This is a genomic window from Bacillus sp. ISL-41 (genome assembly GCF_018613235.1).
GTDB lineage: Bacteria > Bacillota > Bacilli > Bacillales > Cytobacillaceae > Mesobacillus.
Genome location: NZ_JAGGQP010000028.1, coordinates 37,258 through 47,443, shown reverse-complemented (window position 1 = coordinate 47,443; position 10,186 = coordinate 37,258). Strand labels below are relative to the sequence as shown.

General features: G+C 45.8%; 12 protein-coding genes. 4 read left to right on the top strand and 8 right to left on the bottom strand.

The window, feature by feature from the left end:
- Positions 1 to 21: 21 nt before the first annotated feature.
- Positions 22 to 384 (bottom strand): HesB/IscA family protein, encoded by a 363-nt coding sequence (locus J7I80_RS14030; RefSeq protein ID WP_214738963.1) that lies wholly within the window; start codon positions 382 to 384, stop codon positions 22 to 24.
- Positions 385 to 554: 170 nt separating this feature from the next.
- Between J7I80_RS14030 and J7I80_RS14025 the strand changes: the two genes are divergently transcribed.
- Positions 555 to 1,253, top strand: coding sequence for a DUF2225 domain-containing protein (locus tag J7I80_RS14025; RefSeq protein WP_353050112.1), 699 nt, complete (start codon positions 555 to 557; stop codon positions 1,251 to 1,253).
- Positions 1,254 to 1,325: 72 nt separating this feature from the next.
- On the top strand, positions 1,326 to 1,532 hold the full coding sequence (locus J7I80_RS14020) for a hypothetical protein (RefSeq protein WP_214738962.1): 207 nt from the start codon (positions 1,326 to 1,328) through the stop codon (positions 1,530 to 1,532).
- Positions 1,533 to 1,739: 207 nt separating this feature from the next.
- Here the strand turns inward: J7I80_RS14020 and J7I80_RS14015 are convergent, their stop codons facing one another.
- A complete protein-coding gene (locus tag J7I80_RS14015; protein ID WP_192470158.1) occupies positions 1,740 to 1,979 on the bottom strand; it encodes a YuzB family protein in 240 nt (79 codons plus the stop codon).
- A gap of 248 nt (positions 1,980 to 2,227) precedes the next feature.
- Here J7I80_RS14015 and J7I80_RS14010 point away from each other — a divergent pair, with 248 nt between their 5' ends.
- Entirely contained in the window at positions 2,228 to 3,295 is a 1,068-nt protein-coding gene (locus J7I80_RS14010; RefSeq protein WP_214738961.1) for an NAD(P)/FAD-dependent oxidoreductase, read from the top strand.
- Between the two features lie 205 nt (positions 3,296 to 3,500).
- On the opposite strand, the gene J7I80_RS14005 is transcribed toward J7I80_RS14010, so the two are convergent.
- The gene (locus J7I80_RS14005; protein WP_214738960.1) at positions 3,501 to 3,827 is read right to left on the bottom strand and encodes a YuzD family protein; all 327 of its coding nucleotides are present in this window, start codon (positions 3,825 to 3,827) and stop codon (positions 3,501 to 3,503) included.
- 151 nt (positions 3,828 to 3,978) lie between these two features.
- Between J7I80_RS14005 and J7I80_RS14000 the strand changes: the two genes are divergently transcribed.
- Positions 3,979 to 4,215 carry a NifU family protein gene (locus J7I80_RS14000; protein ID WP_041966137.1) on the top strand — a complete coding sequence of 79 codons (237 nt, stop codon included), beginning with the start codon at positions 3,979 to 3,981 and terminating at the stop codon, positions 4,213 to 4,215.
- Positions 4,216 to 4,301: 86 nt separating this feature from the next.
- Here the strand turns inward: J7I80_RS14000 and thrB are convergent, their stop codons facing one another.
- The 5 genes from thrB to yutH all read right to left on the bottom strand — a co-directional run bounded on the left by thrB (position 4,302) and on the right by yutH (position 9,868).
- A complete protein-coding gene (thrB, locus tag J7I80_RS13995) occupies positions 4,302 to 5,237 on the bottom strand; it encodes a homoserine kinase (protein WP_214738959.1) in 936 nt (311 codons plus the stop codon).
- A complete protein-coding gene (thrC, locus tag J7I80_RS13990) occupies positions 5,234 to 6,295 on the bottom strand; it encodes a threonine synthase (RefSeq protein ID WP_214738958.1) in 1,062 nt (353 codons plus the stop codon). The genes thrB and thrC overlap by 4 nt, the downstream gene beginning before the upstream one ends.
- On the bottom strand, positions 6,292 to 7,590 hold the full coding sequence (locus J7I80_RS13985) for a homoserine dehydrogenase (RefSeq protein ID WP_214738957.1): 1,299 nt from the start codon (positions 7,588 to 7,590) through the stop codon (positions 6,292 to 6,294). Before J7I80_RS13985 ends, thrC begins: the two co-directional genes overlap by 4 nt.
- 205 nt (positions 7,591 to 7,795) lie before the next feature.
- Entirely contained in the window at positions 7,796 to 8,776 is a 981-nt protein-coding gene (locus tag J7I80_RS13980) for a 2-hydroxyacid dehydrogenase (RefSeq protein ID WP_214738985.1), read from the bottom strand.
- 84 nt (positions 8,777 to 8,860) lie between these two features.
- On the bottom strand, positions 8,861 to 9,868 hold the full coding sequence (yutH, locus tag J7I80_RS13975; protein WP_214738956.1) for a spore coat putative kinase YutH: 1,008 nt from the start codon (positions 9,866 to 9,868) through the stop codon (positions 8,861 to 8,863).
- Positions 9,869 to 10,186 lie beyond the last annotated feature (318 nt).

The window sequence follows — 10,186 nt, the reverse complement described above, 5'->3', positions numbered from 1 at the left end:
TCCGCGGACCTTGCTTTTTTTTTAGCACTCTTCAGGTGTTCCTTCACGAGTTGCCGTTTTGAAACTAGAGCCGCAGCCGCATGATGCGATCGCGTTTGGGTTCTCGATCGTGAAGCCGCCGCCCATCAAAGACTGCTTATAGCTGATTTTCGTCCCGTTCAGGACTGGTGCGCTTTCCTTATCAACAAGGATTTTGATGCCGTGCTGCTCTAATTGCGTGTCGCCTTCTTCCACTTCATGGGCAAAACCCATGCCGTACGACAGGCCGCTGCAGCCGCCGCCTTTTACAGAAACGCGAAGGTAAGCGTCTTCCGTCTCGTTTTGTTTCATCATATCTTTAACCTGCAATGCAGCTTCTTCAGTTAAGATCACAATGTTATCCATTATAAAACCTCCTTGATCCCTTTATTATAGTATACTCACTGTTTTTCCAATCCTCAACCAATCGAGCCGAAAAAGAATTTTCTTCATATTTTTACCACCGGACAGCCAAATAAATTGGTATAATATACCCAAACCGCTTTTTGAAATTCTAGGAGAATTGGCAGGTGACGATGATGACTCAACTAGTACCGCTCTATGATAAAAAGTACACATGCGCAATGTGCGAGAATTCCTTCACTACCAAGAAGGTCCGCTCGCGTTTTGTTAAGGTCCTCAACTTTGATACTGACTTTGCCCCTCTATATGCCGATGGTTTTGAAAACCCCAACTTTTACTATATCAATGTCTGTCCTGACTGTGGCTATTCCTTTACCGACGACTTCAGCAGTTACTTTCCGCCCGGCGCTAAACAAGTCATTCAGGATAAAATCTGCAATCAGTGGGTACCGCACGACTATGGAGCAGAGCGGACAATCCAGGATGCATTGAATACTTTTAAGCTTGCTGCCTACAGCTCGATGCTAAAAAAGGAGAAGCATATTGTCACAGCCGGTCTTTACATTCGACTTGCCTGGCTGTATCGCTCAACCGAAAACCTCGATCAGGAATTGCGCTTTTTAAAACTCTCCCTTAAGGAATATACTGAATCGTACAGTACCGGAGACTATAAAGGAACCCAGGTATCAGAGCTGCGGCTTATGTACCTGATTGGCGAACTCTCAAGAAGGATTGGCAATACCCAGGACGCGGTCCGCTTTTTCTCAAAAGTAATCGAAAAGCAGAGGCAGTCAGTGGAACCGCAGATCATCCAGATCGCAAAGGATCGCTGGCAGGAGATGCGTGAAGATAAAGTCGTTTCGGGCAGCTAGAGTCTGCCCTGCTCACAGAACAAAAAGCGCAAGCGCCTCGTTCAGCCCCGACAAGCGCTGGAGGGCCGACCGGTGAAGTCGTTCTTCGACTTCATTGGGCGGACCGAAATCGAAAAGTATAGCCGACTGTTCAGAAACGCAGAAACTGGAGACTGCGACAAAGAAGCGCTTTTTGCTTCTGCCGGCGGAGTTGAAGTTTCGGAGTTTCTAAGAGGCGACACTAGACAATTCAAAAAGCGGAGGCGACTGCCCAACTCCGACAAACGTTGGAGGGCCTGACAGTGAAGTTGCTCTTTGACTTCATTGGCAGGACCGAAACGTCTCGAGGAGTAGGAGCCGCAGCTAGACAAGCGACTCGAGGGGCTAGGCGCTGGAGCTAGATTAAGAACACTAAATGTAGTTATCCACTAGTGAATAATCTTATAATTTGCTAAGAAATGAAAAAAGGCTGGCGATGGTCCGATACCACGCCAGCCTTTTTCTATATTAAAACATCGGATTCTCGTCCAAATATTTATAAATATTTTCTACTAGTTCTTCGGGAGTATCTCCCACTACTGGATCCCCGTTTACAAGCGCGAACATGGACTGGGCGCATTTTCCGCAGTAACCAAGGCAGCCGTATTCGATGACGTCCAGATCGTAATCCTTCTCCAGTTCCGCCCTGGCTTTTTGCGAACCGCTCGCTAGATTGCTGATACAAAATTCAATGATTGGCTTAATCATTTGTTTCACCTCTCTACTAATTTTTAATCGTAACCCTTTTCTGGAAAATCGTCAATTTTACAGGCTTGCAGCATCCATAAAATTGTTGTTATTTTGTCACAATTTCGTTATACTTTTTATGGTGATTTATTGAGCATATAAATATTGCAGAATAATTTCGAAAAAATGTATCCGTTTACGGATTTTGCAGAACGAGCTGGAGAAACTTCATTAACTGTCTTTCGAAGAGTTAAAAAGGGGAAATTCACATGAAAAATCTCGTTATCCTTGGCGGCGGCTATGGCGGCATGCGTGTCCTTAATAAATTGCTGCCGAATGATCTGCCGGAAGATGTATCGATCACGCTGATTGACCGTGTTCCATACCACTGTTTAAAAACAGAATACTATGCCCTGGCTGCAGGTACGATTTCAGACCAACATATTCGGGTGGCCTTTCCTGAGCACCCCCGCCTTCAGGTAAAATATGCGGAAGTCACTGCCGTTAATCTCGAGGATCAAAAGGTTGAGCTGCAAGGAGATGAGTCCGTTCAATTTGATGACCTTATTATCGGACTTGGCTGTGAAGATAAATATCATAATGTTCCAGGAGCTGACCAGTTCACATACAGTATCCAATCAATTGAAAAGTCCCGCGCAACCTATCAGGCACTGAATAATTTGCCAGCAGGTTCCACCGTTTCAATCGTCGGCGCTGGATTAAGTGGTGTTGAGCTTGCAAGCGAATTGGCGGAAAGCCGCAAAGACCTGAAAATTAAGCTTTTTGACCGCGGCAACCATATCTTGTCTGCCTTTTCTGAACGCCTGAGCACGTACGTCGAAAATTGGTTCGATAATCATAATGTTGAGATCATCAACAACGCGAATATTACGGAAGTACAGAAAAATGTACTCTATAATCACGATGAACCGATTGTATGTGACGCCATCGTCTGGACGGCCGGAATTCAGGCTAATAGACTTGTACGCGAGATGGACGTTGAAAAAGACGGCATGGGCCGTGCACTGGTAACACCGCAGCATAATCTGCCAGGCTATGAAAAGGTTTATATAGTCGGTGACTGCGCGAGCCTGCCTCACGCTCCAAGCGCCCAGCTTGCAGAAGGCCAGGCAGAACAAATCGTCCAGGTACTGCAAAAACGCTGGAAGGGTGAAGAACCCCCTGAATCATTCCCGCCGATCAAGCTGAAAGGCGTCATCGGTTCACTCGGCAAAAAGCACGGCTTCGGCCTTGTCGCCGAACGCCCAATAACTGGCCGTGTCGCACGTTTGCTAAAGTCAGGTATTTTGTGGATGTATAAATATCATAATGGTTGATCAATTGTGAACCGGGCGAGGATGCCCGGTTTTTTTATTTAAAAGGATTAAACAAAATTGGTAAAAATCGAGTGGAATTGCCAATTCGCTATAAAAATAAAATTCTCGCTATAAAAAGTATTTCGCACTTAAGAAATCGTGATTTTCATCCTAAACCTTCTCAATAAGAGAAAAAGCATCCCAATTCGGAATGCTTTTAACAGATTTAAGCTGGAACGTAGCCATATTTCTCTAATTCTGCGTATATTGTTTTCAATTTCGGGTTTCCTTCGCCGACAATCTTGCCTTCGAGCAGGACGACAGGGTAAAACATGTCTTCTTCAATTACTTTTTCGGCGAATTCCTTTTTATCTTCCTCTGCTGGAGGGTTGTGGATATCAACATAAACAATTTTGAATGGCTGGTCTGCGTATTTGCGGCCGATCGCGGCTTCAAGCCATTCATATGTTTCTTTTGAGGATGGCAGGTTCACACAGCTTGGGCATAACACTTCTGCACCGTAAACGACGATTTCTACCTCTTTACGTTCCATTATCAATTACCCCCTGTTATTTTCTTTTATTTTACTATACGATGAAATAGATGCATAAGGAAAAAACTGTGTTCACTGGTTTTTCAGTTTATTGGATAGATTTTTCCGGCCGATAAGATTATAATAAGTATTATGAAAGGAGTCGATTTGCATGACTGAACAGCAAATGTTTGAGCAAGTACAGGAAGTATTAGATAAATTGCGCCCATTCCTTCTTCGCGATGGTGGAGACTGCGAATTAGTTGATATTGAGGATGGCATTGTTAAACTTCGCCTGCTGGGTGCATGCGGAAGCTGCCCGAGCTCCACAATCACGCTTAAGGCTGGAATTGAACGCGCACTTTTAGAAGAAGTACCTGGCGTTGTTGAGGTTGAACAGGTATTCTAATTAACCAATAATAAAGCGGTTTTGCCTGTGAATGGCAAAACCGCTTTTTTTAAGGCTATTTATTAAAAACAAATTTTAAATAATCATTACCTAAATGATGACCTGCAGCCTTCTTGATCAATCTGCAGGCTGAAAATCTCCATCCCCGTTAGCTGCCGTTTCAATTTTTCTGCCACTTCTTCCCCTTTTCCGGGTTGTACCAGGCAAAGGAGCGATGGCCCCGCCCCGCTCAGTGCTGCGCCGAATGCTCCTGATTGAATTGCTTTTTCATGAACTTCTTCATAAAATGGCACAAGTGCTTTCCTGTATGGTTGATGGAATAAATCAGCGCCCATCATCCTGCCTGCGAGAGCCCAATTCTGTGTCATCAGGGCAGCGAGCAGCTGGTTAGCAACAGCACTTGCCTGGACACTTCGCTGAAAGTCCATCACATCCGGGAGGACATCACGTGAAGCTTCTGTCAGCAGCTCCTGCTTAGGAACGACCAGTACCGGGTCAAACTGGATCTGGTCAAGAACGGTTAAATCGACCTCATCCCCAATTTGACTGCCTATAACGACGCCTCCAAACAGACTTGCTCCGGCATTATCAGGGTGGCCTTCAAACCTGGAAGCGACCGTCAATTTTTCATAACGTGTCAATTGTAACCCGCAAAATTCATTGGCCAGCTCGACTCCAGCGACGATGGCTGCTGCGCTGGAACCAAGTCCCCTCGCGAGCGGGATCTCGCTTTTCACAGAGATATGGAGCGATGGCATTTCTTGCTTGTACAACTCTGCTGTTTTGATCGCAATCTGGCAAATGAAGTTTTTTTCATCAACAGGAAAACCTGCTAAGGAAGTCGATAAGGGAACAACACCCCATTTTTCACTTATTACAGCCTGTACTTCCATATAGAGATTCAAAGCGACGCCGAGGGAGTCAAAACCAGGGCCCAGGTTCGCTGAGCTGGCCGGAACTTTTACCGATAAAACTCTTCCCCTGCCTACCCCGGCAGCTAATGGCTCCTCGACTCCCTTCATTGCCGGACCACTCCTCTGATATAGTCACTGACGATGCTCTCGTCATTTGGAAGCAGCACTGGTGAAATCGAACTGATGTCAATCGCTGTTGAAGGATCCTTCAAACCATTTCCTGTCAACACGGCAACGATTCTGGAGCCTCGAGGTATTTCTCCCCGTTGTAAAAGTTTGTGGATACCCGCCAGCGATGCACAGGAACCTGGCTCAGCGAAAATCCCTTCCGAAGCCGCCAGCAATCTGTATGCTTGTAAAATTTCATCATCCGTCACAAAGTCGATCTTCCCTTCAGATTCGTCACGGGCTGAAACGGCGAGATCCCAGCTTGCCGGATTGCCAATGCGGATTGCCGTTGCAATCGTCTCCGGCTGTTCAATCGGCTGCCCCTTGACAATGGCGGCTGCCCCTTCCGCCTCAAAACCGAACATCCGCGGCAAACCAGTGCGCTTACTGGCATCGTATTCTTTGAAGCCTTTCCAGTAGGCACTGATATTTCCGGCATTTCCTACTGGAATGGCTAGGATATCAGGTGCGCCGCCCAGCTGGTCACATATTTCAAAGGCAGCTGTTTTTTGCCCCTCAAGTCGGTAAGGGTTCACTGAATTTACGAGGGTCACAGGTTCTGTTTCACTGATCGCCCTGACCATTTTCAGTGCTTCATCAAAGTTTCCTTCAATCGAAACGATGCTTGCGCCATACATCACGGCCTGGGCGAGTTTGCCCATTGCGATTTTCCCATCAGGAATGACGACTATGCACCTTAATCCTGCCCTTGCCGCATAAGCTGCCGCCGAGGCAGAGGTATTGCCTGTGGAGGCGCAGATGACTGTGTCACTGCCTGCCTCCTTAGCCTTGGCGACTGCCATGACCATCCCTCTATCTTTGAATGAGCCGGTAGGATTTACTCCTTCTACTTTTACATATAGATCGATCCCCCACTCCTCTGACAGCTGGTCAAGCCTGATCAGCGGCGTATTGCCTTCATGGAGGGTGAACAATGGTGTTTCATCATTGACCGGCAAGTATTCACGGTATTCACTCAAAAGACCTCGCCATCTCATGCGCTGACACTTCCTTCGACCCTGTATGAGCTTTTAACGTCCTTCACAACCCTCAGGTCGCGCAGCTCCATTAAAATATTCTGGTAATCCCTCAGAGAAGCCTGATGTGTAACGACCACAATCTCCGCAAGCTCCTTTTCCTTCAAAGGCATCTGGAGGATTTTTTCGAAGCTGACGCCATGGTTCGCGAAAAGAGAGGTGATTTCCGAGAATACACCTACTTCGTCATGAACATGGAGACGCAGGAAGTACTTTGAGTTCACTTCTCCATCATCCTTCAGCTGCTTCTCATACTGCGGAGTGACAAATGAATTGCCATTTACTCCAAGGCGCATGTTTTTGACGACGCCAACAAGGTCCGAGACCACTGCTGTGGCAGTTGGCAAGCTTCCAGCTCCAGGACCGTAAAACATCGTCTCCCCGACTGCTTCACCATAGACATATACCGCATTGTACTCATTATTGACAGATGCAAGCGGATGCGATGAAGGCAGCAGTGCCGGCTCTACGCAAACCTCGACTTTTTCGCCTTCACGAACGGCGATGCCGAGCAATTTCATCGTATAGCCCAGCTGTTTCCCATATTGCAGGTCTTCCTCGGTTACAGAAGTTATTCCCTTAAATTTCACATCATCAAGATCAATCTTCATCGAAAACCCTAATGTGGCCATGATCGCCATTTTCCGCGCTGCATCCAGTCCTTCTACGTCAGATGCAGGGTTTGCCTCCGCGTACCCAAGCTGCTGCGCTTCCTTTAACACGCTATCATACGCCAGTCCCTCCTGGCTCATCTTCGTTAAAATGTAGTTTGTTGTGCCATTCACAATCCCCATCATCTTTGTGATTCTGTCAGATGCAAGACCATCCACCAGACTTCGCAAAATCGGAATCCCTCCGGCGACGCTCGCTTCAAAAAAGAGATCGCAGCCATTTTCGTTGGCAACTGTTAAAAGCTCGGAACCATGGACAGCCATCAAATCCTTGTTTGCCGTCACAATATTCTTTTTGCTCCTTAATGCCTGAAGCAAATGATTCCGAGTATCCTCAATGCCTCCCATCACCTCGATGACTACCTCAATCTCCGGGTCTTCCATAATATCTGCTGGATTCACCGTCAGGAGGGAAGGGTCCACTTTAACCGACCTTTCTTTATCAACATCCTGAACAAGGATTTTCTTCACTTTAATCGGGCACCCAACCTGGTGCATTAATTTATCCTGGTGGTTTTCAATAATCCTGACCACACCTGACCCCACTGTTCCTAAACCCAGAAGTCCAACCGAGATTGCCTGCATTTTCTCTTCCCCTCTCTAATGTCTATTCTAAATGTACACTTGTATTTGTATAGTAGACATTATAAAGAGCAAAAACAGCTTTTACAAGGAATATTTAGGATGCTTTTCCTGTGTAAACGCTTAATCCTATGGTGCTGTAAGTGTAAAAAAATTTTAAATATTTCAATTAAAAATCCTTCCCGCTCATAAGGGAAGGATTTTTAGATTATTGAATCACTTCTTTATTGACGATTGTCTTCGGATTGTCTCCTGTCAGTACGGCTTTCACATTTGTGCAGCACAGCTGGATCATCGCTGTCCTCGTTTCGGTGCTTGCGCTGCCTATGTGCGGGATCGCAGTAACATTTGGCAGTTCGAGTAATGGATGTTCGGAGGAAATAGGCTCTTTTTCAAAGACATCGAGACCTGCACCTGCAATCTCACCATTCTTAAGTGCATCATATAATGCCTGCTCGTCCACAACCGGACCTCGGCCTGCATTAATGAAAATCGCATTTTGTTTCATTTTTGCAAAGACATCGGCTGTAAAAAGATTTCTCGTTTCCGGCGTCAAAGGAGCGAGAGAAACCACAAAATCAGATTTTGCTACAAGATCGTCGAAAGAACTGTAGACAGCGCCCAATTCTTTTTCAGCTTCGTGTTTGCGGGAGCGGTTATGGTAAAGGATTTCCATGCCAAAGCCTTTAGCCCTGCGTGCGACTGCTTCACCAATTTTACCCATGCCGACAATCCCGATTGTCTTTCCAAAAACATCATGCCCGGCAAGCAGGTACGGACTCCAGCCATCCCATTTGCCATCCTTTATATATTCAGCCGCTTCAACAATCCGTCTGGCTGAAGCCACCAACAAAGCAAAAGTAAGATCTGCTGTTGTCTCTGTCAGCACATCCGGCGTGTTTGTCACGATGATCCCACGCTTTGTCGCTGCTTCAAGTTCAATGTTGTCAAAACCAACTGCCAGGTTGGCGACCACTTTTAGATTATTACCTGCAGACAACACTTCCATGTCGACTTTGTCAGAAAGCATTGTAATTAAAGCACTGGCTTTTTGGGCTTCTTTTAAAATAACTTCTCTTGGGGCAGGGGTATCTTCTTGTTCCCACATTTTCACCTCAAAAAGCTCAGTAAGTTCAGCAATCGTATCGTCAGGCAATTTCCTGGTGATATAAACATACGGCTTCATAATCTAACTCCTTTTGAAAGCGCTTAATATTGGAGAATAACTTAATTCTACCACAAAATTACACTTTCTTAAGGCGGAAAAGCACGTTTACCTTAATAGCCAATCGACGCCCGGAAGTTTTGCGGCTTTTACAGGTGCGTCACTAAGATGGTAAAAATGGCTCAAAAAACGCTCATGATCACTGCTTTGATTCAAATACTTTCGCAAGCGGTCTTCGAGCTGTCGTTTCGTCTGTTCCGATTGGGTAATATAATAATTTTCGATTGTCTCATAGTAATGGAGCGGGAATAGCAATCTGGCGTAAAGCAGCCGCCATGAAAAAGGCGACAGCATCGTCAGTGATTGATACTCAGCCAGGAAGTTCTTGATCTCCGGCTGACTCGTCTGGATATTCGCAAAATATCGGTCCCTGACCCATTCAGCGAGGTCTCGGCTTGCATGGTCAAATACCCACTCAAAAGGGTTTTTGACAAAATAGTCTCCTCTCCAGACAGTGTTAGTAAAGCGCTCATGGCAGACAGTGCCATGGTCAATCCTTGTCGGCTTATCATCAATCTCTGTATCGGCAAGATATTGAATGGCATTTTCAGACAGCCCCATGTAATACGGAAAAGATTCCATAAACATTTTTTCAAAATCGTTCTCCGGTTCAGTGTAAAGCTTTCCGCTCCATACCTTCTCCATCTGATCGAGCCGCTTTTCCCACAGCTGCTTCCATTGTCCCACTCGGCTCATGCTTTCCACCTTGAAGGGGATTTGCCGCCCTCTTGCATGAAATTTAGCCAGTTTCCTCCCTGTTTTCAATTTCCCTGGCATCGGGACGGCCCTGTTTGATAACACGCAGTATTTCCGACCCTCCCAATCACAAATTTGCTTCCCTTCCTTATCTGCAAGAAGCATCGACACATTACGGTCACCAGACTTCTGCATATGATCAGCAATCCTCGCCAGCTCGCTTATTTCTTGCTCTTTTACACCATTAGCGTCCATAATCAGATAAAGCCCTTCATTATGCTTATATCCATGATATCTTCCAAGAGATACTTCTGAATCTGCCAAAATCCCATATACTTCTTTTAACATCTTTTGAAACATTTTAGCACCTCATTTCCAAGCCACTCTTTTACAAATATATGTATTGGATTGTAAAACTTGATTGAACATTACAATGAATAAGCGGCTCCATTAGGGAAATGATTTAAAGGAATGAATTCTTTCACTAAAACGGATTAAGCGGAATATTTTAGGTTAAATAGGATAAAGAGTATGAGTATGCTGATAAAAAAGCGCAAGCGCCTTGGTCAGCCCCGAGTAAGCGTTGGAGGGCCGACCGGTGAAGTCGCTCTTTGACTTCATTGGGCGGACCGAATTCGAAATGCGAAGGCGACTGCCCAACTCCGACAAGCGCTGGAG

Coding starts and splice junctions, on each gene's coding strand:
- J7I80_RS14030 (WP_214738963.1), bottom strand. CDS start 384: ATGGATAACATTGTGATCTTAACTGAAGAAGCTGCATTGCAGGTTAAA.
- J7I80_RS14025 (WP_353050112.1), top strand. CDS start 555: ATGATGACTCAACTAGTACCGCTCTATGATAAAAAGTACACATGCGCA.
- J7I80_RS14015 (WP_192470158.1), bottom strand. CDS start 1,979: ATGATTAAGCCAATCATTGAATTTTGTATCAGCAATCTAGCGAGCGGT.
- J7I80_RS14010 (WP_214738961.1), top strand. CDS start 2,228: ATGAAAAATCTCGTTATCCTTGGCGGCGGCTATGGCGGCATGCGTGTC.
- J7I80_RS14005 (WP_214738960.1), bottom strand. CDS start 3,827: ATGGAACGTAAAGAGGTAGAAATCGTCGTTTACGGTGCAGAAGTGTTA.
- J7I80_RS14000 (WP_041966137.1), top strand. CDS start 3,979: ATGACTGAACAGCAAATGTTTGAGCAAGTACAGGAAGTATTAGATAAA.
- thrB (WP_214738959.1), bottom strand. CDS start 5,237: ATGAAGGGAGTCGAGGAGCCATTAGCTGCCGGGGTAGGCAGGGGAAGA.
- thrC (WP_214738958.1), bottom strand. CDS start 6,295: ATGAGATGGCGAGGTCTTTTGAGTGAATACCGTGAATACTTGCCGGTC.
- J7I80_RS13985 (WP_214738957.1), bottom strand. CDS start 7,590: ATGCAGGCAATCTCGGTTGGACTTCTGGGTTTAGGAACAGTGGGGTCA.
- yutH (WP_214738956.1), bottom strand. CDS start 9,868: ATGTTTCAAAAGATGTTAAAAGAAGTATATGGGATTTTGGCAGATTCA.